This is a genomic window from Paenibacillus sp. Leaf72, from assembly GCF_001422685.1.
Classification (GTDB): domain Bacteria; phylum Bacillota; class Bacilli; order Paenibacillales; family Paenibacillaceae; genus Pristimantibacillus.
Genome location: NZ_LMLV01000035.1, coordinates 383,979 through 410,515, shown reverse-complemented (window position 1 = coordinate 410,515; position 26,537 = coordinate 383,979). Strand labels below are relative to the sequence as shown.

The 26,537-nt window shown below is 45.8% G+C and carries 24 protein-coding genes; 15 read left to right on the top strand and 9 right to left on the bottom strand.

Features of this window, described 5'->3' with window-relative positions; translation table 11 throughout:
- Positions 1-154 precede the first annotated feature (154 nt).
- On the top strand, positions 155-370 hold the full coding sequence (locus ASF12_RS33075) for a PspC domain-containing protein (protein ID WP_056043926.1): 216 nt from the start codon (positions 155-157) through the stop codon (positions 368-370).
- Between the two features lie 27 nt (positions 371-397).
- Positions 398-1,066: a PspA/IM30 family protein gene (locus ASF12_RS33070; RefSeq protein WP_056043923.1), complete on the top strand. Its 669-nt coding sequence runs from the start codon at positions 398-400 to the stop codon at positions 1,064-1,066.
- Positions 1,067-1,199: 133 nt separating this feature from the next.
- Here the strand turns inward: ASF12_RS33070 and ASF12_RS33065 are convergent, their stop codons facing one another.
- The 3 genes from ASF12_RS33065 to ASF12_RS33055 are packed head-to-tail and all read right to left on the bottom strand — an operon-like array spanning position 1,200 to position 3,369.
- Positions 1,200-2,402 (bottom strand): cation:proton antiporter, encoded by a 1,203-nt coding sequence (locus ASF12_RS33065; RefSeq protein WP_056043919.1) that lies wholly within the window; start codon positions 2,400-2,402, stop codon positions 1,200-1,202.
- A 3-nt stretch (positions 2,403-2,405) separates the two neighbouring features.
- Positions 2,406-2,900 (bottom strand): cation:proton antiporter regulatory subunit, encoded by a 495-nt coding sequence (locus ASF12_RS33060; protein WP_056043916.1) that lies wholly within the window; start codon positions 2,898-2,900, stop codon positions 2,406-2,408.
- Positions 2,890-3,369: a GreA/GreB family elongation factor gene (locus tag ASF12_RS33055; protein ID WP_056043913.1), complete on the bottom strand. Its 480-nt coding sequence runs from the start codon at positions 3,367-3,369 to the stop codon at positions 2,890-2,892. The genes ASF12_RS33060 and ASF12_RS33055 overlap by 11 nt, the downstream gene beginning before the upstream one ends.
- Positions 3,370-3,708: 339 nt before the next feature.
- On the opposite strand from ASF12_RS33055, the gene ASF12_RS33050 reads away from it, so the two are divergent.
- The 3 genes from ASF12_RS33050 to fliB all read left to right on the top strand — a co-directional run bounded on the left by ASF12_RS33050 (position 3,709) and on the right by fliB (position 7,519).
- Positions 3,709-4,950, top strand: a complete 1,242-nt coding sequence (locus ASF12_RS33050; protein ID WP_056043911.1) for a helix-turn-helix domain-containing protein — start codon at positions 3,709-3,711, stop codon at positions 4,948-4,950.
- Between the two features lie 94 nt (positions 4,951-5,044).
- Positions 5,045-6,109 (top strand): ABC transporter substrate-binding protein, encoded by a 1,065-nt coding sequence (locus tag ASF12_RS33045; protein ID WP_056043908.1) that lies wholly within the window; start codon positions 5,045-5,047, stop codon positions 6,107-6,109.
- Between the two features lie 180 nt (positions 6,110-6,289).
- A complete protein-coding gene (fliB, locus tag ASF12_RS33040) occupies positions 6,290-7,519 on the top strand; it encodes a flagellin lysine-N-methylase (protein WP_327204964.1) in 1,230 nt (409 codons plus the stop codon).
- Positions 7,520-7,563: 44 nt separating this feature from the next.
- Here the strand turns inward: fliB and ASF12_RS33035 are convergent, their stop codons facing one another.
- Together ASF12_RS33035 and ASF12_RS33030 are read right to left on the bottom strand one after the other, a co-directional pair.
- Positions 7,564-7,857, bottom strand: a complete 294-nt coding sequence (locus tag ASF12_RS33035) for a DUF3139 domain-containing protein (protein WP_056043903.1) — start codon at positions 7,855-7,857, stop codon at positions 7,564-7,566.
- A gap of 30 nt (positions 7,858-7,887) precedes the next feature.
- Positions 7,888-8,253, bottom strand: coding sequence for a hypothetical protein (locus ASF12_RS33030; protein WP_056043900.1), 366 nt, complete (start codon positions 8,251-8,253; stop codon positions 7,888-7,890).
- A 244-nt stretch (positions 8,254-8,497) separates the two neighbouring features.
- Here ASF12_RS33030 and rbsK point away from each other — a divergent pair, with 244 nt between their 5' ends.
- From rbsK to ASF12_RS33010, 4 genes are all read left to right on the top strand, one after another.
- Complete coding sequence (rbsK, locus tag ASF12_RS33025; RefSeq protein ID WP_056043897.1) at positions 8,498-9,409, top strand: ribokinase; 912 nt, start codon at positions 8,498-8,500, stop codon at positions 9,407-9,409.
- 28 nt (positions 9,410-9,437) lie between these two features.
- On the top strand, positions 9,438-10,421 hold the full coding sequence (locus ASF12_RS33020; RefSeq protein ID WP_056043894.1) for a LacI family DNA-binding transcriptional regulator: 984 nt from the start codon (positions 9,438-9,440) through the stop codon (positions 10,419-10,421).
- 200 nt (positions 10,422-10,621) lie between these two features.
- Complete coding sequence (locus ASF12_RS33015; protein WP_056043890.1) at positions 10,622-11,521, top strand: hypothetical protein; 900 nt, start codon at positions 10,622-10,624, stop codon at positions 11,519-11,521.
- Positions 11,518-12,114, top strand: a complete 597-nt coding sequence (locus ASF12_RS33010) for a hypothetical protein (protein ID WP_056043887.1) — start codon at positions 11,518-11,520, stop codon at positions 12,112-12,114. The genes ASF12_RS33015 and ASF12_RS33010 overlap by 4 nt, the downstream gene beginning before the upstream one ends.
- A gap of 120 nt (positions 12,115-12,234) precedes the next feature.
- Here the strand turns inward: ASF12_RS33010 and ASF12_RS33005 are convergent, their stop codons facing one another.
- Positions 12,235-13,056, bottom strand: a complete 822-nt coding sequence (locus tag ASF12_RS33005) for a PPK2 family polyphosphate kinase (protein ID WP_056043884.1) — start codon at positions 13,054-13,056, stop codon at positions 12,235-12,237.
- A gap of 130 nt (positions 13,057-13,186) precedes the next feature.
- The gene (locus tag ASF12_RS33000) at positions 13,187-14,083 is read right to left on the bottom strand and encodes a LysR family transcriptional regulator (RefSeq protein WP_056043883.1); all 897 of its coding nucleotides are present in this window, start codon (positions 14,081-14,083) and stop codon (positions 13,187-13,189) included.
- Between the two features lie 136 nt (positions 14,084-14,219).
- Between ASF12_RS33000 and ASF12_RS32995 the strand changes: the two genes are divergently transcribed.
- The 3 genes from ASF12_RS32995 to ASF12_RS32985 all read left to right on the top strand — a co-directional run bounded on the left by ASF12_RS32995 (position 14,220) and on the right by ASF12_RS32985 (position 17,622).
- Complete coding sequence (locus ASF12_RS32995) at positions 14,220-15,098, top strand: DMT family transporter (RefSeq protein WP_056043880.1); 879 nt, start codon at positions 14,220-14,222, stop codon at positions 15,096-15,098.
- Positions 15,099-15,161: 63 nt separating this feature from the next.
- Positions 15,162-16,124, top strand: coding sequence for an alpha/beta hydrolase (locus ASF12_RS32990; protein WP_056043878.1), 963 nt, complete (start codon positions 15,162-15,164; stop codon positions 16,122-16,124).
- A 220-nt stretch (positions 16,125-16,344) separates the two neighbouring features.
- A complete protein-coding gene (locus tag ASF12_RS32985) occupies positions 16,345-17,622 on the top strand; it encodes a DUF5050 domain-containing protein (protein ID WP_235533357.1) in 1,278 nt (425 codons plus the stop codon).
- Between the two features lie 103 nt (positions 17,623-17,725).
- On the opposite strand, the gene ASF12_RS32980 is transcribed toward ASF12_RS32985, so the two are convergent.
- Positions 17,726-22,663: a DUF4132 domain-containing protein gene (locus ASF12_RS32980; protein ID WP_056043872.1), complete on the bottom strand. Its 4,938-nt coding sequence runs from the start codon at positions 22,661-22,663 to the stop codon at positions 17,726-17,728.
- A gap of 48 nt (positions 22,664-22,711) precedes the next feature.
- A complete protein-coding gene (locus tag ASF12_RS32975) occupies positions 22,712-23,131 on the bottom strand; it encodes a hypothetical protein (RefSeq protein WP_056043869.1) in 420 nt (139 codons plus the stop codon).
- Between the two features lie 526 nt (positions 23,132-23,657).
- Here ASF12_RS32975 and ASF12_RS32970 point away from each other — a divergent pair.
- From ASF12_RS32970 to ASF12_RS32960, 3 genes are read left to right on the top strand one after another with little or no spacing between them, the layout of a single operon-like run.
- A complete protein-coding gene (locus ASF12_RS32970; RefSeq protein WP_056043867.1) occupies positions 23,658-24,500 on the top strand; it encodes an STM4015 family protein in 843 nt (280 codons plus the stop codon).
- Positions 24,501-24,529: 29 nt separating this feature from the next.
- Positions 24,530-25,705: an STM4014 family protein gene (locus ASF12_RS32965; protein ID WP_235533356.1), complete on the top strand. Its 1,176-nt coding sequence runs from the start codon at positions 24,530-24,532 to the stop codon at positions 25,703-25,705.
- 29 nt (positions 25,706-25,734) lie between these two features.
- Positions 25,735-26,520 (top strand): STM4013/SEN3800 family hydrolase, encoded by a 786-nt coding sequence (locus tag ASF12_RS32960; RefSeq protein WP_056043862.1) that lies wholly within the window; start codon positions 25,735-25,737, stop codon positions 26,518-26,520.
- The last annotated feature ends 17 nt before the right edge of the window (positions 26,521-26,537 follow it).

Sequence of the window (26,537 nt, the reverse complement as noted above, 5' to 3'; positions counted from 1 at the left end):
GCTCACTGAGAAAAGCAATCTATGTTTCCCCCGCCATTTGTCGCGTTGATGCCCGCCTAAAGGCTAGTATGCTGAACGGACTGCGGTCCGTTACGCAATCTCGCGGAGCGCATTACAATAAGGACATAGACGAACACGGGAAAGGATGAACGTTATGAAAAAATTATTTCGATCAACGACGGATAGCAAGCTAACCGGTCTCTGCGGAGGAATTGGACACTGGCTCGGCATTGATCCTACTATTATAAGATTGCTTGTTGTTTTTGCATCCCTTTTCAGCTGCGGTGCAGTCATCCTTGCCTACTTCATTGCGACGTTGGTTGTTCCAAAGGCTCCACATGGCGATTTCAGATTTTCTGATAACTACTAAAAATTAATTTCGAGGAGAGATGATAGAATGGGAATTTTACAACGTGTATTTAGTATGACGAAGGCAGCGGCCAATGAAATGTTAGATAAAATGGAAAACCCGGTGACGATGCTTAACCAGTATTTGAGGGATCTGGACGAGGACATTGCAAATACTGAACGAGAGAGCTTGCATCAGCAGGCGCAAGAGCGTGCTTTTCTGGCAAAGCTTTCGGAGCTGCAGCAACAAGCCGACTACTATGAAAGCAAAGCAGAGCAAGCGGTCGCAGGTGAACGCGAGGAAGAAGCCCGCGCTGCACTTGAAGCAAAACTGGCTTATGCCGATCAGAAAGAAGAAACTACAAAGCTGGCTCAGCTAGCCAAGCAGAGCGCGTTTGAGCTCGGTCTTCGTCTCGAATCGCTTAAGGAAGAAAAAATTCGGCTGCAGGAAAAACGCAAAGAGCTCGTTCTGCGCTTGAAGAAAACAGACGGAGCCACTGGCTATTCATCAGCGGATTCCTTGCACGGAAGCTTCGCTTCCCGAGGTTTTGACCGTATTGAACAGAAGCTGATGGAACGGGAAGCGCAGCAGGAGTTGTCCAAAGCTTCTTATGGCCTGGATGGTGCCCCAACGGGAACTGCAGAGCAAAATGCGCAGCAAAGCGCAAGAGTAGAGGAAGAGCTGCAGCGGTTATTGCAGAAGAAATCCGTCAGCTAAGCGTAAACGGCTGTCGCCGTCCTCTGGCGGCAAAGCTACATTTTCGAGGGTAAAATATAAGAACAGGAGCCACTCATTTAGCAGTCATGCTGCTTTCTGAGTAGCTCCTGTTCTTTTTTTCGCACACCGTCCGTTATCCTCTTGAGCGCCTCAGTCTCTTCCGCAACTGCTCATAGCTTTGATAGATCCACTTGGACTCCTTCGTAAGCAAAGGACCGAGCACAGCAAGAATTAAGACGTACAGCACCGCAAAGGATTGAATGGAAACCATTAAACCGCCCGCTTTGCCGATGTTCGCCATAATGATGGAGAACTCGCCTCGGGAAACGAGCGTAAAGCCTACATTAAGCGATGCCTTTGGCGAAATGCCTGAAATACGGCCCGCCAGCATGCCTGCTCCCAAATTGCCAACCAGCGTCAAAAGTACCGCGATCAGCGTCATCCCTACCGCGCCGCCCAAGGATGCTGGTTCGATCGTTAATCCAAAGCTAAAGAAAAACAGCGCCCCGAAAAAATCGCGGAAGGGTAACACCTGCTGCTCAATCCGCTTCACATGCCTGGATTCGCCAAGTACAAGCCCGATCATCAATGCTCCAATCGCTTCTGCAACATGAAGCGTTTCCGAGAAGCCTGCTACAAGAAACAGCAGCGTCATAATCATCAGCAGAAACAGCTCTGACGATTTAATATTAAGCGCAAAATCAATATATTTAATAATTTTCCTGCCCACAAATAAAAATACAACGATAAAGGCAAGCGCAGTCAAAGAGATTAGCAAAACGCTCCAAAAAGAGGATGCGCCGCTCAAGATGAGCCCCGTCAAAATCGATATGTGTACCGCAATAAACAAATCGTCAAACATGATCATACCCATAATGATTTCTGTTTCCGGGTTGGCGGTTCTCTTTAAGTCGACCAGCACCTTTGCCACAATAGCAGTGGAGGAACTGGTCATAATGCCGCAAACGACTAGCGTTTCTTTGATGGGCAAGTCCGTAATCCAGCCAAGCAGCAGCCCTGATAGAAAATTCAGTGCGACATAGAAGGAGCCGCCTACGATTATCGCTTTACCTGATTTCAACAGCCGCGCTACCGAAAACTCCAGCCCTAAATAAAACAGCAAAAATAAAATGCCTAAACGTCCCATAAATTCGATAAAGGAGGAGCTCTCAATAAACCGCAAATCAATAATCCAAAAATGCGGCGCATGCGGTCCCACAGCCATCCCGATCAAAATATAAAAAGGAATAACCGAGAAGCGAAGCTTCGCTGAAAGCAAGCCTGTCAGCGTAATGAGCGCCAGTGCCATCCCGACTTCAAATATGAGCGTCTCCATGGGCTAAAGTGCCCCATTCAGCAAAAGTTTTTTTAATTGGTTCAGTTGAATGCGTTCACCTGCCACGACTAATGTTACGCCTGACGTAAACGCGTATTCCGCTCCAGGATTAATATGCTTCGTCTTATCCTTCTCTACTATGGCCAAAATGGTCGCACCCGTCGTTTTGCGGATATCCAGCTCCCCAATCCGTTTGCCAACGCATTTAGATAAAGGCTCCAGCCGAATCCATTCGATAACTAAGCTATCTAGCGCTATTTCCTGATTTTCCAGAAATTTAGGCTTATAGGTGATGCCTGCAATGATAGCCGATACAACTCTGGCTTCCTCGTCATCAAGTGTGACCATTGACCGCATCTCATCAGGCTCATCTGTGTCCATATGAAAAATATCCCTTCGTTCATCATTATGAACGACGATAACCAGCTGCTCCCCGCTGCGGGTTCGCAGGCTGTATTTTCGGCCAATACCGGGCAATTCGGATTCTCTAAGATCCACTTACAGCTCCTCCTTCCCTGGATAATTGGTTAGCAGTGAACTTAATTGAAGCGAGAATGACACGCATGGGGCCCGATGGTGTCGCTACAGTGATAGACTCGCCTAGACGTGCCAAAAGCAATTGCCTGCCAACAGGCGACAGAAAGGAAATGAGGTTTTCGTCTGGATTGGCCTGCTCAGGCAGCACGATGGTAAAGGAATCCAACGCTTCATAATCAGGATATTCAATCGTAATATGGCTGCCAATAAGCACCATGGATTGAAGTTTTTCTTCCATTAGCACGTCCGTTTCCGAGAGAAGCTCTTGCACGGCCTCCGTATACAAGAATAGAAATTGTTCCATCTCCATACGCTCTTTCCCCGGCATAACAAAATAGGCGTCGAGGAAGCGTTTCCTCTCGACACCTAACACGGCAAGCTGCGACACAAGCTGTTCTTGGGCATAGGACAAACCGATACTATGGTTCATAGTAGACCTCACTCCCTATGCGTACATTACTGATTTTGCATAAACAATAAACCGCTTTTTCCATGCTGTTCTCCTCCTAAAATAATATAAGGCCTCTGCGTCAGAGGCCTTATAACAAGCTTACCAAACAATTAATATATGTCCAGCAATTATTTAAATCTAATGGGACAAGCTATGCTGATGTAAAAAGGGAAAAGAGGTTGTACAGACTATTGATTTCGTATAAACTACAATTGATAACAATTCTCATTAAATGATTAGCAAGCAGAAAAGTGAACGCTAGCGCTAAGCTGTTGAAAAATATAAATGAAGAAGCTTCTTTAAAAGGAGGACGCGAAAATGAGAAAACCAGCTTCCGTCCTGCAAGCGGACGGCGGTTACAGTTATTGGAAGAAACAGACCACCGAAGCAGAGTTCGAGCAGCAGGCCGCTGCTTTGAGCGAAAACGAAAACTGGCCTTCGGAAGCGAAAGCCATGATCGACCGAACCATCCATTATATGAATGAAAAATATGCGGAAGTCATGACCCGGCAGAAGCTGTCCTCCATCGCAGGCATGAGCCTATGGCATTACTCCCATCAATTCAAGCATTGGATCGGGCAAAGCCCCATTGATTATTTGAACAGCATCCGGATCAACAAAGCGAAGGAGCAGCTGCTGCATTCTAATTTGCGGATTAAGGAAATTGCCGAAAAGGTCGGCTTTGAGGATGAATTTTATTTCAGCCGTAAGTTTAAGAAAGCGGCAGGCATAACGCCAAAACAATATGCAGCGTGGACGAATACACGAATTGCTTCCTTTTCATTTCCCTATGCCGGACATTTGCTTGCTTTAGGCATTATTCCGTGTGCCGCACAGGTCGATCCGCAAAGGGACGTGCACCGCCATGCTTTTTTTCAGCATATTCCCTATCCGCTTCGACGATCCAAACGAATGGAGCCGGATTTAGTTGATTATAATCGCAGTGCGCTTCAGCAGGCTAGGCCCGAGCTCATTTTATGCGACGATATGGTGAATGAACAGATTATAGGCTCCATCGGCAAAATCGCCCGCACCGTCGTCATTCCTTGGCTTGAGCTAGACTGGCGGCAGCAGTTTAGGCAAATTGCAGCCCTGCTTGGCAAAGGAGAGGACGCTGCATGCTGGCTCGCGAATTATGATCAGAAGGCGGCTTATGCCGGGGAGCGGGTCAGGAAGCTTTTTCAAGGGGATACGATTTCAATTGTTCATCTCATGCAGGGACATATCGTTGTATATGGACGACGTAACGGAGGGGCTGTCTTATATGAGGATTTGAAATTAAACTGCCCTTATGACTTAGAAAACATATCGATTTTACGTGAGATTAAGGAGCAGGAGATGCCTATTTTTACGGGAGATCGTCTGCTGCTTATTATTGATTCTGACCAAGCCTCTCAGCAAATGTGGCGGCAGCTTCAGCATAGCAGCGTATGGACAAAGCTTAAAGCTGTAAAAGCGGGAAATGTGCGGCGAATACAGGAATGCCCCTGGCTGGACTACTCCCCTTTTGCCCACAATCTCATGGTAGAACAGGTAGAAGAATTATTTAGAACGAACTAAACACGAATGTCCATGTTTTGCAAAGCGGCGGGAGCGTATAATACGTTTTGATCATTATAAGCCTGACCATTATTGTCAAAACGGAGGTTTCATCATGTATTTGCACCGTCATTCCTTCCTGTATATTGCTCTTGCTGCCGCTATTGTGCTGTTGTCAGCGTGTGGGAACAACTCAGGAAGCGGGCAGCCGTCTAGTTCGGCTTCTAACCCTGTCTCGACCGCTTCACCTTCCGCTTCTTCACCGGAGACTTCTTCCGATCAACAGCCGCTCAAGGTTACACATCCCTTCGGCACAACTGAGCTTCCAGCGGGCCCTGAGCGGATTGCTTCCATTAATTTGGAGGATATGCTGCTCGCTTTAAATGTACCGATGGTATTCGGAATGTCGATTGGCGAAGGCTATTATTTAAACGACAAACTTAAAGAGCAAGGTGCCACTTTGGAAATTTGGGGCGATAACCTGAATCTCGAAGCGATCGTTGCAGCTCAGCCGGATTTGATTATTGCGAGCACCGCGATTATGCAAGAAGGTTATGATAATCTTTCCAAAATCGCGCCAACCATCGTATACGATCGTGAGGATTGGAGAAATTCGCTTGCAGCTATTGGACAAGCGTTGGGTATGGAGGATCAAGCACAATCGGTCATCAGCGCTTATGATAAGCAGGCTGCGGATGCGAGAACAGCTCTGAACCCTATTCTATCGGAAGGCAAAAGTGCAGCTTTCATCCGCATGACCGCCAAAGATTTCCGAGTCTATTTCCCTAATTATATCGATGAAAAAACGCAAATCGAATGGCCAACCTATCCCGGCGTTCTATATAACGAGCTTGGAATAAAGCTGGATCCAACCGTTGAGAAGTGGCATCAGGAGCAGCCTAATTTTCAAAATGCGACGATTTCGCTGGAGATGCTGCCCGAATTGCAGGCTGACTATTTATTCGTTACGCTCGGTGGAGCCGGCAGCACGGACGAGGAAATTAAACAGGCGAAGGAAAGCTTCAGCGCGATTGAGCAATCCGCCGTGTGGAAATCGGTACCGGCCGTTAAAGCGGGCCATGTCATTTTCGTAAATGCAAGACATTGGATCAGCTCCGGCCCTCTAGCAAGCAGCATGAAAATGGATGATGTTGTGGCGGAGCTCGGTTCTTCTAATTAAATAGTTGAGCTAGCAAGCTATAAAAAAATCCCGAGCATCCCATGTATATGGAGTGTTCGGGATTTTGTGTTGTAACTTTTAACTTAAATACAGCTTGACATGAATTTATTCTTCTTAATACACTATTTTTGAAATATATAATGTTTAAAACAAATAAGAAAGTGAGGTTTCAAGGTTCACATGACATCTCCACAACATAAAGTCCCAAAATACATGAAGCAGTTTGCTTGCATTGGTTCCGCCTGTGAAGATACTTGCTGCGCTTGGTGGGGGATCAGTATTGATAAACATACCTACACGAAATACCAATCAGTAACCAATACTAGCTTAAGGCGCAAATTGAAGAAAAACTTATCCATTAAACCGCAGGGCAGCGTTCAAGATTATGCTGAAATGCAGTTGAACCCGAATACAGGCGATTGTGCCATGCTTGATCATGGAATGTGCTCGATTCAATTAGAACTCGGCGAATCATACCTGTCCCAAACATGCCGAACCTACCCCCGTGTCATTAATCAGGCAGGCAATGCCTTGGAAATGACGGCCCAGCTTTCTTGCCCGGAGGTGGCCCGATTAGTATTGCTTGATGAGCAAGCGATGGAATTAGTAGACGTCGATTTAGCTCACATTGGCTCCGTTACCTATAAACATAAAGCAGCCGCTACTCTGGATCCGAATCGCCCGGAGTTCTACTTTCCTGAAATACGCGAGATGATGATGGAGATTATGAAATATCGGGAATTCAGCCTGCCCCATCGCCTTATTCTGCTTGGTGTGTTCTGCGATAATGTCAACTTGCTGATGGATGAGAAAAAATATAAGGAGCTGCCACATTTATGCGTTCAGTTCAGGGAAGAGGTTGCCCACAACGATGAGCTGCGCAGTTATAATGTGTATCCGCTAGATCCTATTTTTCAACTGCAATATTTGAATAATTATTTGATGGATATTTTGGATGATACGATATGGAATGCCCGCTACCGAGAGTGTATCCATGATTATAAACAAGGAATGACGCGAAATGGAAGTTCATTGGAAGCAATTGCGGGTACCTACGATTACTCTTACGAGCATTATTACAAGCCATTTATGGATCAGCATGCGCACGTTTTAGAGAATTTCATTTTGAATCATTTATATAGCCGGATGCTTGCGGAAATGCATGTGAACATCCCCGTTTTTGACAGCTATCAAATGCTCGTGGCCGAATTTGCCATGATCAAGCTGCATCTTATCGGCATAGCTGCGCACCATCAGCAATTAACCGAGGAACTGACCGTAAAGCTCATTCAATCTTATACTAAAAACTATGAACATACCGCGCTGTTTCTTAAAAACATCCTCGATGATTTTAAAAAGCAAGGCTATCATACGCTAGGCTATATGAGCCTGCTCATTAAAAATGACTAAATAAAAAAGTTCCGAACCTCCACTGATAGGGGTCGGAACTTTTGTTATTTAGAGGGACTCTTCAGCGGATCATAACGCACAAATACAGGAAAATAGCGCGGAGCCATCGTAAAGCTAAACTGCTGCTCCGTATTGTCCTTATATGTAACCGTGTAATTACCGTGGCCAGTATCATAAACAATTTTTAGAAAAGTAAACTCGCTGCTCGCGTAATGTGAGCGAACATAGTAATGGGAAGCTGCCTTAGCCGCATTTTCCTGAAACAAGCTCGTATTAACGAGTAAAATAAGCAAGGCCATTATGACGATTGAAAAAAGAATAAAACGCTTGTACTGCATGTTACTCCTCCGCTTAAGCTTATGTAACAATTACGTGAACATGCTTGTAACATCATTCCATTGCGAGTGGTCAGGCAGCTTCTGTGCTCCCCAATATTCAAGAAACATTCGAACAATCTCGCCTTTATCCGTCGTTTTGTATTCATAGTGTTTGAATGAATCATCGGCATACACGAACCGGATTTCCACAACGAAGCCGCTCATGCCTTTCCCTACGGTTGCAGCCTGCAAATAGATGCTGTTTTCCAGCGGCAAGCTCGGCTCAAGCACGATAAAATCCTCATAATCCAGTTCAAATCCATATATGATATCCGTGATAACCGACATATTAATCTCTTCTTTCTTAAATTCCCCATGATCCGTCATCAGCTTATATGTAAGTCCTGCATTCCCCATAAAAGCACCTCCCAGCCAAGGCCATTATGCCCCGGAACTCAAAAAACATGATTTCACAATTGTATCATACGGCTATAACCCGATAATATCAGTCTGCCGACTGATTATTTGCCTCAGCTATGCCAATAGAACTAGCTTCATCGTAAAGTTTGATAGTTGACAATGACACACGGGCTATTTAAAATGAGAAGCAACCATGTGTAACCGATTACACATCACATAATCAAAAACAAGAGGTGTTTCTATGTCTCAAGCAAAAATTACCGTTATTGGCAGTTTGAATATTGATATGGTTACAGAAACGGATGTGATGCCGAATCAAGGGGAGACGTTGATTGGCAACGCTTTTTCCAGCTTTACAGGCGGAAAAGGCGCTAATCAGGCAGTCGCTTGCACAAGACTTGGCGCTGCGGTTACAATGATCGGCTGTGTCGGCGAGGATACGATGGCGCAGCAGCTAAGGGACGCGCTTGGCGCTGAGGGTATCGATATGCAATATGTGAAAACGGTTCCTCATAAAGCTACCGGCATCGCTGCTATTACCGTCACCGAAGGCGACAATCGCATTATCGTTATTCCAGGAGCAAACCACTGCTTGCTTCCAGAAGATGTCCTTGCACTGAAGGATGTCATCGCTGCCTCAGATATGGTCATGCTGCAGCATGAAATCCCGCTTGAAACGGTCGAAGCTTCCATTAAGCTCGCGCATTCACTCGGCGTACCTGTTATTTTGAACCCGGCGCCTGCTGTGAGATTGCCGGAGGAATTGCTAGCCCAGCTGCATCTCATTACGCCAAATGAATCTGAGCTGGCTATTGTGACAGATTTAGAGCGCCAGACTACGCCGGAATCTTTACTGGAGCAGTATCCGCATCCAATCGTAATGACAGCAGGCAGCAACGGCGCTTATTACAAATCGGCGGATGGGACGCAAGGCCATGTAACGGGACATAAGGTCGAAGTTGTAGATACGACTGGTGCAGGCGATACGTTTAACGGTGCATTGGCTGTGAAGCTAAGCGAAGGAGCCGCTCTAGAGGAAGCTGTCCAGTTTGCCGTTGCCGCAAGCGCACTATCCGTCACCAAGCTAGGTGCACAAAGCGGAATGCCGCTCCGCAAGGATGTCGAAGCTTTCATCCAGCAAGCATCACACTAAAGCTCACTATTGAAAGGATCTAGCCCCTATGACCACGATCAGAGATGTCAGCAAGCTGGCTGGCGTATCGGTTGCCACTGTCTCTCGGCTGTACAATAAAAGCGGATATGTAAGCAAGGAAGCGGAAGCCGCCATTCAAGCCGCTGCCGAGAAGCTGAACTACAAGCCTAATACGATTGCCAGAAGCCTTGCGGGCAAAAAAACAGCTGCAGTCGCCTTAATGGTACCCGACATTTTGAACCCTTTTTTCCCGGAAATTGCCCGTGCTGCTGAGGATGCAGCCGCATCCCAAGGCTATACGCTCGTCCTTTGCAACACGGACAATAATCCCGACAAGGAAAAAAGGTATATTGAAGCGTTAATCAATAAACAAATTGATGGCATTATCGTTTCCTCTTATATGATTTCACCCGAGCAGATTATTGCCTTGCAAAAACGGTCGATTCCGATCGTCGTCATTGATAAAAGCTTTCCTGACCATCCAATTGTTACGATTACAGCAGCTAACCGCTATGGCGGACAGCTCGCCGTGCAGCATTTGCTGGACGCTGGCTGCGGCAAAATCGCCCATATATGCGGGCCATCGCATGTGCATTCTGCACGTGAGCGGACGCTCGCTTATGAGGAAATGTGCTCTGACCTGCCGTGGTTTACGCCCAGCCTAACCGCATTCGGCCACTTCAGCGTTGCAGGAGGCTACGAGGCAATGAAAAATATTTTTCGCCAGCATCCCGATGTGGACGGCGTATTCGCCGGCAATGACCTTATGGCCGCGGGAGCGCTTAAGGCGCTGCATGAGCTCGGCGTATCCGTCCCCTCCCAAGTGAAGCTAATTGGCTTCGACGGTGTTCGAATGGATATGGTATATCCTGAGCTGACCACCGTTTCCCAGCAAATTTATACGCTCGGCAGCACCGCTATGAACTATTTAATTCGCCTAATCAACAACGAGCCGATCGAGCGCTGCAACTATGAGCTGGAAGTAGCGCTGCTCCAGAAAGCTACGACCTAATTTCAGTATGCTGATTTCCGTTTACTGATTTCAATTTGCTGATATCAGCACAGATGAACCTTCGACTCCGCTTGTGCTGCTTGCGGACCTCGAAGGTTTTTTCCTACATCCGTTAAACAGGAAATTCAAGGAATGGTATGGCATAATAAGAGATAACCTGGTGCCTCTGATTACTATTTTTTTTACAGGGGGAATTTACGATGCTTAGATCCATCTTTGAAACAGAAACGCTGGAGCAGCTGAACGAAGTCATTCAAGCGGCTCCGGTTATGGACGAGCTTCGCGAGCTGCTCATTGCCGAATATCATCGGCTTTTTCATTATGCCAACATCAAGCAGTGGAATGAGCTTGTACGTGTATGCGAGGCGCTTGCTATTACTGGCTGGGGAGCTTCTTTGACACCCGTAGAGGCAGTTGCGGAAAAATGGATCAACGGCTCCTTCTACACCGAGCTGCGCACCCGCACCTTCAAGCAGATCGAAGGCTCCTGCAAAGGCTGGAGCAAGCGGCAAGACAGCTTCGTCATCCATGAAGGCAGCGACAACAACGATTATGGCATTGCCGCCTTTGCTTCCCAGCGCAATCTGCTGCCGAAAAATCCGCTGCGCCTCGTCCGCTCCGGCAACTATCAGCTGTCAGCCAAGCCTTTCATAAACAGCCTGAGCGAGCTGCGGAGCGCACTGGATGAACATATGCGTCAGCAGCTTTACGGCGATTCTTTTAGCTACATCGGTATTTATTGCTTCTTTAGCCATCATGATGATGCCGAGCGTACGCTGCAGTATGAATATTTTCACGAGCAAAACGATGTTCCGGACGGGTTCGAGCAAGGGTATTACATAAAGCCGAAATTCGCTGTCGGCAAGCTGGCTTCCCGCAAGGGCGAGCTTAAACTAGAGGTGACCAGGCATTTTACGAGAGCGGAGGGAGAGCTGCCTTTACAGGAGCAGCAGCAGCTGTTTAAAGCGGATCTGCTCGTTATTGTGGACCTGCTGGAAGAGAAGCTGCGCAAGAAAAAGCTGAGCTACCGTGTAGATTTATTAAAGGAAGATTTAATTGATATTTTGGAAAAATGGACGACGAGGGGGAACGCTACATGAGCGTAAACCGTACATTAATGACGCAACTACAGCAATTCGCTTCCGTATTTGGAAGGCATGACATTGACCTTGGCGAGGTTTATTATCATGAAAAGCCGCTGCCCGTTCAGGAGCCGCTTCCACTTGGAGAAGCGCTGCACACCTTTTATAGCTGTATAGAATTGCAGGAGCATCCGATGATTGGCGGTGTTCTGGCCGTGCAATTTTTCCGTTTGCCGGAGCTGGAACGGGCGCAGCAGGGCTGGCGCTGGATTATGACGGCTTCCGGACTCGCTCCTGATCCAAAATGGCCAGCTGGCTGGATCGTCTTCGCCGATTACAATGGCGATGCGCTTATCGTTGATTCGGCCGATCCGCAAGGGCCGGTATACGGCAGCATTCAGAAGCGGCATTCGCAAATCGCTGCCTCACTGTCCGACTTTTTCGCCATGACCACTGCATTGATGAAGGTCGAGGAAGAGGAATTTGAGCTCGATGCTACAGACGAGGATTCCGAAGTAAAGAGCGAGTTTATTGAACGCGCAATGGAGCTTGCCCCGGCGATTATAGGACGCGAGCATGGACAGCAATATTTGGATTTTTTCTTTAGCTAGCGATTGATTCGGCTTGTAAAAAAATAACTGGCCATGTACCGCGTTGTGATTTGCGATGCACCATAGCCGGTTATTTTCGTTTATTATTCATTCTGAACGCATTCACTAAAGACGCATCCGTTATGACCGCTCCTGCTCCTTGATTTCCTTCAGAAAAGCTTTCAGCTCCGGATTCGCTGGTGGGTCCTGTAGCTCCATGCTTCTCAAGGCGTCCACAGCAATGCGCAGCACGGCATAATTGCGGTACCAGCGATGGTCGGATGGTACGATATGCCAAGGCGCGTGCTTGCTGCATTTTTCAAACAGCTGCTCGTAATAGCCCTGATATTGCTCCCAGTATTTCCGCTCCTGGAGGTCCGACGGGTCAAACTTCCAATTTTTCGAAGAATCCTCGATTCGGCTTTTCAGCTTCTCCAGCTGAAACTCCTTGGAAATGTGCAAAAAGATTTTGACAACCTTAACCCCGCTATCCGCAAGCAGCGACTCAAAATGGTTAATGTGCTTAAAGCGCCGCTTTGCCTCTTGGTCGGACACTGCACCATGCACCCTTGTAATCAAAACATCCTCATAATAAGAACGGTTGAAAATCGCGATTTGGCCCAGCTCCGGCACGTTGTTGTGCGCCCGCCAAATAAAATCATGCCGCTTCTCCACATCCGTCGGCGCCTTGAAGCTGTGAGCGGACACGCCCTGCGGGTTCAGCCCGGCAAACACATGCTTCGTTACGCCATCCTTCCCGCTGCAATCCATCCCTTGAATGACGAACAGCACCGCCTGCTCCTTCGCAGCCGCGAGCTTCTCCTGAAGCTGCTCCAATTCCTCCTTCAGCTTCAGCGCTTCCTTCTCCACCTCTTCCTTATGGTTAAAGGAACCTTTATCCTTTGGATTGATGCTGCTCAAAACAACCTTTTTATTCGCCATCTGCTCATGGTTTTTTGCCATCTGCTTCACGCTCCTTATGTACCAGTATTCCACTTTGTGCCAATCTTATCAATCTTGCACCTATCCAATATCTTACCCTGTAATTGAATTTTTGATAGACTTCACAGCGCTAATGGATTCCACACCTTAGTTATGCGTTAATGGCCTGCAATAGCTGCTGCTTGTCCAGCCATGATTGTACATGGGCAAGGAATCGCCTCGTAGCAGGCGAGCAAAACTTCATAGAATGGACGGCGATGCCAAGCGACCGAAAGCTTGGTTCTTCCAGCTCCATGACGTGGACATGATGCTTGCGCCCTTCAATTACGAGCTCGGGCAATATGCTAATGCCCAGTCCCTGTTCAACCATGGCAATAATAGCCGCATCATCACCCGCCTCAAATCTGACGTTTGGCGTAATCGCCGCCTTCTTAAGCACACGCCGAACGTCATGATCCGAGCCCGCTTTAGGAATAATGAAGGGTTCCTCTGCAAGCCGTGCAAGCGGAAAAAAAGCGGCTCCGCACATCGGATGATCCTGGGGCAATATGCACAGCATCCGATCTTCTTTTAGTGGGAACACCTCCAGCTTGTCACTCGTGGGCAAAGAGAAGAAACCGCAGTCGATTTGCCCCTCCTCCAGCCATTCCTCAACCTCCTGATAATCTCCCTCCATCAGCTTAAATTCAATTTGCGGATAATCGTTCAGGAAAGCTTTCATCATCCGCGGCAGCCAGTGGACGGATACGCTTGTGAACGTGCCGATACGAATCGTACCAGCCTCCAGCCCCCTGATTGCAGCGATCTCTTCTTGTAATCGAACATTGGCTTGCAGCACCTCGCGCATCGGCTGCAGCAGCCGCTCGCCTTCCGCTGTCAATTGAATGCCCGCACGGCTGCGCTGCAGCAGCCTAAAGCCGATTTCACTCTCCAAGCTGTTGATCGCGTGGCTAACGCCCGATTGGGTAAAACCGAGCGTTTCCGCCGCCTTCGTTAAACTGCCAAGCCGCGCAACCTGTACGAATATTTCATATTTATTAATGCTCATCCTGCGTCTCCTCTATTTACATGAGCATTTCTCATGCTTAAAATAAGAAATCCTCGTTATACTTATATATCAAACCCCAGTATACTAGGTTTCGGCCCATAAGCCTATTCTATTAAAGTCGGAGAAGATAAATCTCATGAAATCTAGAAACGCCGAATTACTCATCGTGCTCGCAACCGTATTTTGGGGCTGTTCTTACTTATTTATGAAAATAGGGCTTGAATCCATTGCTGCATTTAATTTAATTGCCCTGCGCTTCGGACTCGCCTTTCTGCTGACGTCTCTTCTCTTCTGGAAATCGCTGCGCAAGGTAGATTGGCGCACGATTAAATATAGTGCGATGCTCGGCTTCCTGCTATTCGCCGTTTTTGCCTGCATCATGTTCGGACTTAAGACGACTACGACGTCTAATGCCGGCTTCCTCGTTAGCATGACCGTCATCTTCGTTCCGCTGCTGTCGGTTCTGCTGTTCAAGCAGAAGCTTGCTCCATCCATGCGGCTCAGTGTTGTGCTGGCCCTTACCGGCATCGCGCTGCTGACGCTAAAACTGCCATTCAGCATCGGGGGTGGAGATATCCTTTGCATGCTGTCAGCTGCTTTTTATGCCCTTTATATTATATTAACGAACTCGGCGGCGAAAGCTTCAAACACGCTGAATCTGGGCATTTTACAGCTAGGCTTTGCGGGCGGTTTTGGCTTAATCGGCATGCTGCTGTTTGAGACCCCGACTTTGCCGCAAACGCCTGCCAGTTGGGGCGCTGTGCTTGCGCTAAGCCTTTTATGCAGCGGCTTTGGCTTCATTATTCAGCCCATTGCCCAAAAATACACGACACCAACGCGAACGGGGCTTATTTTCGCCTTGGAGCCTGTGTTTGCGGCAGCCGTAGGCTTTTGGTTTGCACATGAAATTTTGCCGCCGCAGGGCTATGTCGGAGCAGCGCTCGTGCTGCTTGCTGTCGTCGCCTCCGAAATAAAATGGCATCGGATTACGAAAATTGGCCGTTTCGACCTATAAGCCTGCATTGCTATTTATGAATTCATCCATTCATAATAGATAGCAGAATAGGAGCGATCAACGATGAACAATCAAAGGAATTACAATAATAACAGCAGCTACTGGGAGAGCTATCAACGATTTTTCCCTGCAGAAATACAGCTAAAAGAAAACAACCTGCCTACTGAAGAATGGTGGCAATGGAATAATGGTGAAATTCACTTAGATCGTTTGCTCGCACCCGAAAGTCCGCTCAAAATTGTACTCGTGCATGGCGCTGGAGGCAATGGCCGTTTATTCGCCCCTTATGGCAAGATGCTGCAAAAGTACGGCTATGAAATGCTTGCACCGGACCTTCCTCCCTATGGGCTCAGCCAATTAAGCCCTCCCTCCAAATCGATTCGTTATGAAGACTGGATTCAGCTTTTAGTTGATTTAGTTGAAAGCGAATATAAACGTGATGGCAAACCTATCGTACTGCTCGGCGCCAGCATTGGGGGCATGCTCGCCTATCATGTTGCTGCCCGTAGTCCATATGTGCAAGGTCTAATTGCTACAACCTTCGTAGATACTAGTGACGCTGCTATGCGCCTCCAGCTTGCCCCTAATAAATATGTAGCGGTGTATGGCAAATGGCTAATGGATGCATGCCCAATTTTACTAGATTCATTTCGGCTGCCTGTTTCCAAAGTATCGCGCATGAATCTAATAGCCAACCATCCTGAATTAGCTCAGCTTATTATGGAGGATCCCCGTGCAGCAGCAACCCGTGTGCCTCTTAAATTGCTAAGAACTTTTCTGAACATGACACCGGAAGTGCAGCCAGAAAACTTTAATTCCTGTCCTGTACTGCTGGTTCACCCAGAAGCCGATCCCATGACCCCGTATGCTTTTAGTGAAAGCTTCTATAATAGATTGGCTTGTCCGAAAAAGCTGGTGTTGCTGGAAGGAGCCGGACATTTTCCGATTGAACAGCCAGGACTTGAACAATTAAGTGCTGCTGTCCTGCAGTTTCTCGCTAATCTTGCCTCATCAACCGCCAAATAACACAACTCGCACCAGCATCTCCCATGTTTATTCAATAAAATTTGTATAAATAATTATATTATTAGTATAATGTTTTTCGCCCTATAAACCGATAAGTATTCAAGCAGCTTCCTTTTTTTCACTAAAAGAGAGTTGTTTACAGCAAATACTATCCCACAGCACTAGAAAGGAAGATTAAGTAATGAATAAGCTTCACCTTTTTACAAAAAAGAATGTTTGCATGCTTTTTATTCTCACCCTGCTGTTTACTAGCTTCGGCACAGTAACAGTACCGACAGCCGAGGCAGCAGCAAACGCCAGCGGTTATGTTTATTACACATCTGACCAAGACCTGTTCCGTATTAAAACAGATGGCACTGGTGCCGCTCTCATAATGGAGGATTTTGACGTTCCTGGTACTGCACTGAATCGCGGTGGCAACTATTTGTATTATTTGTCCTACAGCGGATCAACTACGCTGCTGCGTTTGCCGATCGACGGCACAGCAACCGAAGATGAAGTATTTTATAACGATGTGCTGCACTATTCCATTGTGAATGGAACGCTTTACTACATGACAAGCGCTGGGAAAATCTATTCTGTTCCTGCTAATGCTGCTGCTGTATCGGAAGCAAAACAAATCGCTGATAAAGCTGATACAGACTTTGAAGAATTCAAAATCATTGATGGAAAAATCTATTACAATACCGTGCGTAATGGTCGTTCCACATGGGTAGCCTCCAAAGCAGTTACAGGCGCAGGACAAGTGCAATACATTGCAGCGGGTGCGATTGAGCAGGATCACCATATCCAAACAACTGCTAATTCCGTCAATATTATTGTCAATACCAAGCCGGAAGAACAAATGTATTCGCTTGATTGCATCGTGCTTTATAGCGTTCCTAAAAAAGGCGGCGCAGCTAAAGCCCTTAACTTAAATGCTCCAATTGATGCAAATGCTGCATATTCCGGTATTTGGGCAACAAATACGTACTACCTCTTCAACAAAGGCATTCGCCTTGATTCCGAAGGGCATTTCAACTATAACACCGGTAAAGGCTACCTCTTGAACACAAGCGGCAAAACCTTCTCCCTGCACAGCACAGGCGTCTATGATATTGCAAATGTAGGCACAGACAAAGTGGCTTTTATTGATTCAGCAGACAAAGGTTATGTTGCCACGATAAAAAACAATAAAGTTACCAGCAAAAAAAATCTTAACATTTCTAAGCTTCATTCCGTATACAACATTATGTCAGGCGGAAAAATCGCTTCTACAATCTTTTTCGGTGACAATGCCAGCTATTTGCTGAACTCGGATTTGTCGGTTCAAAAAATACCTGGATTGAACTGGGACTATATGCAGCTTAGTGAAGACGTTGATGGCATTTACTACATCAATGACGACTCTAAGGATGCTGGCTACGGGCAGTTGTTCCAACTGAGCAGCAATGGCAAAACAGCATCCAAGCTTAGCGAGCAATCGATCAGCCGGGTTCTGCTTGTTGCTAAACAATAAGCTGCTATTTTTTAGTCCTAATAGGTAAATCCACTTTTTTAAAAAAGAGGAGCAGAATTTTAAAATCTGCGCCTCTTTTTCCTTTATAAAATGCCTGATTTTTTTACCGTTTAATCTGCTCAAGAATTTGCGGATCTTTAATTTTTGTATCTTGTGCAAGCAGAACAATTTTGGATAAAATCTCTGCTGTCTTTGGATCTTCATCTATAAACGGCAGAAACAGCTTGCCGCGATGCTGGGAATGAACCGGAATAATGGCAATGGCACCAGAAGCCTGTTTATATACGATACCGCTGCCCAGATGAACGCTGTATTCACCTAATTGACCTGCAATTAAAGCATGATTGCCTTCCAATCTTACATTGTCAATTTTGAGCAAGCGCAACGATTCACGAACGATAGCTTGGCGAATTTCAATCGTTGTTAGACTGGCCTCAGGATCTACTCCGCCTACATGCGCCACACTGACGACTAAATCCACATCACGCATCACTTCAGAGAAGACGAGCGGCGGCACATTTTCAATATCAATCGGTTTATACGTATGGCGGTCAAAGAAACGGACGGTCTCGATCGTCGGGCATTCGACATCCGATGGCGAGAACCAATCAGCAAGCGCATAAATGCTCGCAATGATATTTTCCTTGTAATAAACCTTCTGCAGCCCCTCCTCATAGCTTACCGTCCATAAACGGCTTTTCAGCAAGCTAACGGTTTTACGAGGCTGTACCTGGTGTCCATCATATCTGCGGGATATCGCACCACTAGCCAGTTCATCAGCATTCGGTATATACAGCTCCCTGAATACTTGTTTGAACGGCTGCTTCAACTGCCTATCAAACATATCCTTCTGGTACAAACTCCACTGTCCGCTATTTAGCAAATGCAGAGGATGGGCAATAAACAGCTCCTCGCCTTCGCAAACTTCACATGACCCCTCATCTGCTCCCAGCAGCGCCCCATTTTCAAAATAACCGAGCTTCCCATTGGCACCAAATACCAATGTTCTAATTAAAGGTGCAATAACCGGATTTTTCGCGAGCTTGTTAATCTCTTCCTTAGTGAAGAGACTTCCTGTTTCCATGGAGCGTTCAAGCTCCTTGCGCGCCCGCTTGTATTGATCGGAAAGCTCCGATTTAATTTGTTTTAACGTCTCCATGTATTCATGCTTTTTAAAAGCGGCCGGAACCGACTTAAGCTCCTTGTCTTTGCGGAGCAAACGGATTTCTGCTTTTCCTTCTTCATCAATAATAAGCTGTACCGTCACATCCTCGTCCAAAGCGACTGGATCAAAGTAATGCAGAAGCTCGTCTATTTTCCGCCCTTCCATATCCCAGGTTAAACGAACAACATCTGTATACCCTGCATTTCGGGCTAAATTATCCAATGCAATAGAGCTTGTTTTTGACTCTGTAGCTCGGCGCTGGGCTCCGAATGTTTTGCTTTCTTTAAGAAATTGCTGAATAAATTCATAACGCTCCAGTACATCACGCTGCTTGTCTTGCTCCAATGGAACTAGGCTATAGCACAGCAAATGATCTTTATTGCGCTTATCTGCTACTGATTTTTTCAAATCTGCAAGCTTAAGCTTGCCCAGAACCGCATCGGCAAATAATTGAGAGCGTCTGTGATTGGAACCAGCCGAAATGTATTTTGCAGACTGATAGAGTTGATCAAACCGTGTCTCTCCCAGTTCTTTATAGGCCGAATGGAACCAGTTCACATCGAATGCGCCATCGTTGAAGTCCTCCGGCAAAATCGGAGAATAATGTGCTACAATCGTTTCTTTCTCCCCTGAAAACGTCTCATTAATATGAGCGTGAAAATACCAGGCTGCACTTCGCAGACCATCCCAGCCCAAATATTTTGCTATAATATCAACCCATTGCGGTGCATACATCGCTGCTTCAAGCAGTCTGACCTCGCTTATTTTGCTACCTTTAAGCAGCTCTTTCAATGTCTCCTCGTTTTCCCCCGCAGCAGGGTGGCATACTTTAAGCATTTGGCTGAACGATTCTTTCTTCGTCGTATCTTTGCCATAGCTATAAATGTAGCCCCGAACGAATGATTCTTTATCCAATCCTGTCAAAATACGAAGGAAATAAGAAGTCCCCTGAATATGTGAAATGCTTGTTGCGAGCTTGGTGACATCTGTCGGAAGATCACCGCGATTAAGTTCAATTTCCAAAATCCGCTCGATAATCCGATTTTTAATAGCTTCAATTGCTGGATATGAGTCTAAAACATGATTTTTCGGGCTAGTCATTTCCCTAATATAATTATCGCTTCTTGGTCTGGACATTAATAATCGAATAAGTTCATGTTCGGTCAGTATTTCCAAGCTGTACGCCCTTGCAAAATCCTCAATTCCAAGCAAATAACCATCGTATTCCTGAAGCGCAAATAACCAGTAATAAACTTCAAAATACGTTTTGAATGCATCATCGCTATGCAATTCAGACTTTTGCCAGCTTCGCCAGAAACTCGTCAATGCATTTAAAATGCCTTGGTATTCATCCTCTTTGTCATACGGAAAGCAGCTAATAATTAAACGCAGCGCATGATTCGACTTGTCAAAACGCTCCCGCTTATCACTATCTGAAATATAAGCGCCAATAATTTCATTGACCTGATTCTCATAATTCAATTGCTTATAAATCGCTTGCATTTCCGCCACCTTATTCATTGGATAAATGGCTTCAATCAGTTCCTTACCCCAGTTCTCTATCACCTTAACGTTGGACCTGTACATTTCCCAGCTGTTCAATTCTCCCGTGCAGCAGCGATGCAAGAAATTGGCCTGACGATAAAACTCCAGCTGCATTAGCTCAAGCGGGCCAAAGCCGCTCGAATCCAAATAACTTCTCCATACTTCAGCAAGGGGGTACCGATCCAATACGGGTGTTGGATCTTCGGGATCATAGCGCCAGCTAGTGGTGGACAGCCTTGTCCCGAGTAGTACAGACTGTTTAGCCTCATAATAATCTTGAATTTCATACTCATGCTCCCGATACTCGTGCACAAGCTCAGATAACCCTTCCAGAAAACGCTGCATTTTGTCCACCGGCAACGTAAAATATTGCTTAACTTCTTCCAACGCTGACAACGGCAATGGTTCTATTTGCAAAAGCCGATCCACTTTCTCCAAAAGGTTGTACAAGCCGAAACCATTTGTTAAAGAATAGGTGGTCTCTTGCTTCAGCTTCGCTAGTAATAGCCGTTCCTTATCCGTTGGCTCAGTAAGGACTTCTACCTGATCCTGTAGCTCCGCAAACAGCTTTGCGTGCTGCTCGTCTTCCTTCATCTCAGTCAGCAATTCCAACGCAGCCAGACGCTGCAGCTCCACCCTACTTTGCAGCAGTTCCTTTGTTACAGCCTTAAGACTGGACGCTGGCTGATTAAGAAGGAGCTCAATGGCACCTTGGCGAAGCGCTCCCTTCTTAAGCTTTAGAAGAGCGGATATGGAGGAAAGCTCCTCCTCATTAAGTTGAAGCTTGGCAGCTTTACTAATCGCGATTTCACGATTGCTTGTACTTTTATCTGAAAGGCTTGCAAACAAAAAGCCTCGCTGTGCTCTATTTTTTAGATCGGGAAGGAAATACTTTAACAGCTCGCCCCGCATGCTAGGGCTCAATGTATCTTTAATAGCTATCATTTCAGCAATCATTTCATTGTCCATATCGTAAGCAATAAGATAAAGCATTTTACTTACTATATCATCGGCACGTAGCGTATAACTTCTCCAATCAAATACACGGGAGTTTCTCGTAATTTCCTTTTCATTCATCCCGGACAGCATCGTGGAAAATTTCAGGAAATGACTTTGTCGCTCCGATTTCTCTTCAAGCAAAGGCGTACTTGTATAGGTCAACGTATTGTCTCGATCCATATGCCATTCATAGCTGTATCCATAGGCATAATTATCAAGAAGCCAATACTGTAGTTCAAAATCTGTCTCATCAAGCCAATTTCTAGCAATGGCAAAACGCATCGCTGTATTGGTGCTCTGTGCAAGAACATACTGGGCTACCACTTTACGGTACGTTTCTTGACTTGCCATTAAATACGCGATCTTGTCTTTCAAATCATCTTCCTCATGAACAGCTGTCGCCCACAAAGCCATAAATACTTCATTTACGTTGCTGCTTTGCAGCCACTGCTCACATAGTGCCTTATTACTAAGAGACTGGGTTGCATAGCTTAGACATTGCTTCGCTACACGCGCATTAGCAGCCTCCAAATTCATGCCTGTCCACACGTCCAGCGCACGAACAACTGAACTAAAGCGGATTAAATTATTGTCCTCCACAATTTTCAGCATAAATATCATAGCCTCAATCGTACCCGAGTCCATTTGCTCGACAATACTTTGTCTGAGGCCTTCTTGCAGTCGGGCAGCAACAAGAAGCTCGCCTATCATATGATAAGCCCGCTTACTGTGGCTCAAAAATATACCGGAAATCATAGAACGGGAAAGCAGTGCGGTGTTATTGTCCCCATATATAATTTCTCTTAAATATTCAAATGTTTCTTCGTTGCCTCTGTCGATCTCATAGGCAATCATATCTGCTGCGGCAAGCATAAGATGGTTGTAATTCGAAAGAGAAGAATAATCCACTTTTGTTAAATAATCTTTTACATTGAATTTCGCCGCCTGCATATAAAAGAGTGAGATGCATTTCTCCATCACTCTTTCTGTATGTATTTCTAAATTTGACGTGCGGAATGGACGACGCAAATAACCATTGCTGTGCGGATACTCCACGCAATAGTTAACAATATAACGGAATACGGCTGCATAAGGATCATCAAACAGCTTGTCCATAATAATAACGAGTGGCTCAAACCAACTGCTATTATCATCTGCTGCTATTTGCGTCAACAGCTGCTTCAATTCTTTCTTCATGTCGCTGTCCATATATCTATTTTTAGCAGATTCAATTACTAGAACGGCAAGCTTGCGATAAGATTCATCCTTATATAAGGTACCCGCTTTATCCAGCATCTCTTTAAAATATTCCTTACCCGCTTCCAACTCCATATTGTAACAGCCTCCTGTATATCTAAAATGAATTATGAATCAATTTGGCTACCACATTCTACCTGCCAACATTGTAAATCGAATCAATGCGAGATCGTCTCCATCCTGTATATTTAAAGGACTATCCATTTGTTCGACTTCATCGCCATTAATGAATACCTTGTATAGTCCATCTTCAAACGCCAGCAATGCGGTGCAAAGCGCTTCATCTAAGCTCGCCCTTTGCTCATTATATATAGAGCCAAAACCGACTTTTCCCGTCTCGGCTTGCAGCTCTACATCACTTTGCGTCAAATATGGCACAAGCGGAACGTCCGTCTCCTTCTGATTGAATTTCTGAACATTTACAGTAATCAGGTCCGTAATTAGCGCTTTCAACGTATCCGGTTTATTTGCAAATGTCCACTCGAGACGATCTAAATAGCTTTTCTTCTTACCAAGGCTCTTAACCGTTATGTACACAATCATGACTGACTACCTCCGGATACTTATAATGTTCCCTGACTACCATAATAGTACCATAATAAGGAAAGGACGCCCTTCATGCCGTTAGGAGGAAATAATGAAATTTTCTCTAAACAGCTAGGACCAATTACACTTAAAAATACGTGACATAGACTATTTACACATATCGCAGCTAGAGAACACGATGCATAAACTTTTAATATTTCGATATCATGTATATTTAATTGCCCTTTAATATTTACGGCTTGCCAAAAGAGAACATAGGTTCTATAATTCATATTACAGGAACATACGTTCTTAGTCAATAAAATTCCAGCGTCTTCCTTCTGCTTTTGATTATTTGGATTTGTTAATTCATTAAAAAAAGAATGTTTGAGCCTCTCTTAGTTTGGGTATAACCCTCTATTGGAAACTTTGCCTTTATGCTCGATTGTTTTTTTATCATTTTCAGGAAAGCAGCTGGATTGACGCTGCTGAGCAGAGCGTGTTATTTTTAATTTTGACATGGAAACTTTTGGAGGGATTATGAATGATTGAGATTCGCTTATCCGTTGATTACGATGAATATGAAAATGGTGTTCGCATTTCCCAGCTTATTGAACAGCTCACTGAAAAACCGAACGCAGCTAATATTTCCGTCCTTACGATCGGCGATTGGGGACAAGCCTATGAGAACGGCCCTGAAGATGCCATCGAGTCACTCATTAAACACAAACATATTTTCACAGGACTAAGCAGCGTATTTCTTGGAGATATGGAATCAGAGGAATGCGAAGTATCCTGGATTAATCAGACAAACATCGCTCCACTGCTTGAGGCCTACCCTAATCTCCGTTCCGTGACAGTTAAAGGAAGCACCAATTTAAGCTTTGAGCCCCTCCAGCATGCAGCGCTTCAGGAACTGAAAATTATTTGCGGCGGATTGCCGAAAAGTGTAATTAAACAAATTGCTGGCTCCCAGCTTCCTGAGCTTCGCAGACTCGAGCTTTATCTCGGTGTAGATAATTATGGGTTTGATGCATCGCTGCAAGAGGTTTTGGCAGTCGCAAAACCAGAGCTATTTCCTAAGCTCACCTATTTGGGTTTGAAAAATAGCGAGATTCAGGATGAGATAGCCATTGCGATTGCTGACTCCCCAATTGTTGACCAATTGGACACGCTTGATTTGTCTTACGGTACACTAACCGACGTAGGCGCAGAAGCTCTCATAACGAGCGAGCGGGTGAAGAAGCTTAAACATTTAGATCTTAATTACCACTATATGAGCGAAAAAATGATTGAGCGCTGGAAAGCTACTGGTCTTTCTGTTGATCTTAGCGATGAACAAGATGCTGATGAGGATGACTGGCGCTATCCCTGCATTACGGAATAATGGCCGCTTCCGCTTCAGTACAGCCCTATTTGATAATTGGGAACCCGGGCAACAAACGTACACTTGGCCTACAAGCTGCCAGACACAAGCTTGGGCTTCCCCCCGCTGTCGTGCTTCCTTATTCGGATTTGCTGAAACGTTCTATTCATTTAGGTGAATTGATTCAGCAGATGGCAGCAAACTCACAACCCCTTGAGGGCAAGCCTATTATTATCCGGCTGGATGCTCCCGGGGAAAATCCACTTGTGGAGCGTGAATTAATTGCTTGGGGAGCAGAATTCGAGAGCAGCAGGAAAGATTTAAGCAGCGGTTTATCCGTTACTGCGGCCGAGTCATTGCGGCTTCCCGAACAATATGGAAGAATCCTTTTTCCAGGGCAATGGTACCTTGGCTACTGCCGCTTGCTGGCCGAGATCCGTGAAGCTGCACAGCAAAGTGATTTTCCTATCCGCTGGGTCAACGATCCGGCGGATGTTGCTGTTATGTTCGACAAGCGTCGCTGCCAGCAGCTGCTTTCACAAAATGGTGTTCCCACACCTGCTCTGCCGGCTCCTGCTGGCTCTATTCAAGATTATGAATCGCTGCTGGCGGCTGTTCAATCAAGCCGTATGAACCGCTTGTTCATTAAGCTTGCTTATGGCTCTGCAGCCTCAGGCATTATCGCTTATCAGCGGCATCCTGCAACCGGCTCAGAAATTGCAATTACAACGATTGGTGTAGAACAACATAACGGCGAACAGCTTTACTACAATTCTGGTAAATTGCGGCGTTACACCGATCATTCAACGATCCGCTTAATTATTGACTGGGTATGTCGTGAAGGTGCTCAAATTGAGCGTTGGATTGAAAAAGACAGTATCAATGGCAGCAGCTACGATATTAGGCAGCTTGTCGTTAACGGTTCCCCTTGCCATGCATTGGCAAGGCTAAGCCGCACGCCAATTACTAATTTGCATTTGCGCAATGAGCGGCTTTTAATAACAGATGACACGCTGCCAACTGAATTGAAAGAACAGGTTGAAGCTACCGCAGTATCCGCACTTGCCGCTTTCACTGGTTCGTCGGTCGCGGGAATTGATGTCCTTGTACAAAAAAAACGGGGCCGGGTCTACATATGCGATGTTAATCCCTTCGGCGATTTACTTTATCATGCCGAGCATAAGGGAATGAATACTTACGAATGGCAAATGTCTAGTTTAAAGTAGTAAAAGCTTACGTAGAGAGGATGCTCAGGATGATTGATATGAACCAGATCGTGGGCTCCCATGATATTGTAATGATTACGCTCGATACGCTGCGTTATGATGTAGCCAAGCTCGAAGAAGCCAACTGCCGCAACTTATGTGCAGATGGACCATGGGAGAAACGGCATACGCCTGGCAGCTTTACATATGCTGCACATCACGCCTTTTTTGGCGGCTTTCTCCCTACACCCGCCAATACAGATAAAGCATCGCATGTGCGATTATTCCATACCAAAAATACAGGCTTAAAAACACATCCCCATACGTGGCAGTTTGATGCACCTGATCTTGTAAGCGGCCTTGCCGAAGCAGGTTACCGAACGATATGTATTGGAGGCGTCATCTTTTTCACTAAGAAAAACAAGCTGGCAAAAGTACTTCCCGGATATTTTCAAGAAAGCTACTGGCGTATGACTTTTGGGGTTACCAACCCTCGTTCTACTGAACATCAAGTTAATCATGCTCTAAAGCTGCTGGAAAAGGCTGATCCCCATGAAAGATTGTTTCTGTTCCTAAACGTCTCAGCTATTCATGGGCCGAATCATTATTTTCTCCCTGGCGGATCACGAAAAGACTCCATTGAGTCACAGCGTGCAGCACTGAGATACGTAGACAGCCAGCTTGGCATATTGTTCGATGCGCTGCGAAGCCGCGGCAAAACCCTTTGCCTTGCCTTCTCCGATCATGGAACTGCCTATGGCGAAGACGGATATGACGGACATCGACTGGCACATGAGGTTGTATGGAACGTACCGTACCGTGAATTTATTTTATAATGAAAGAGGAGAGATGC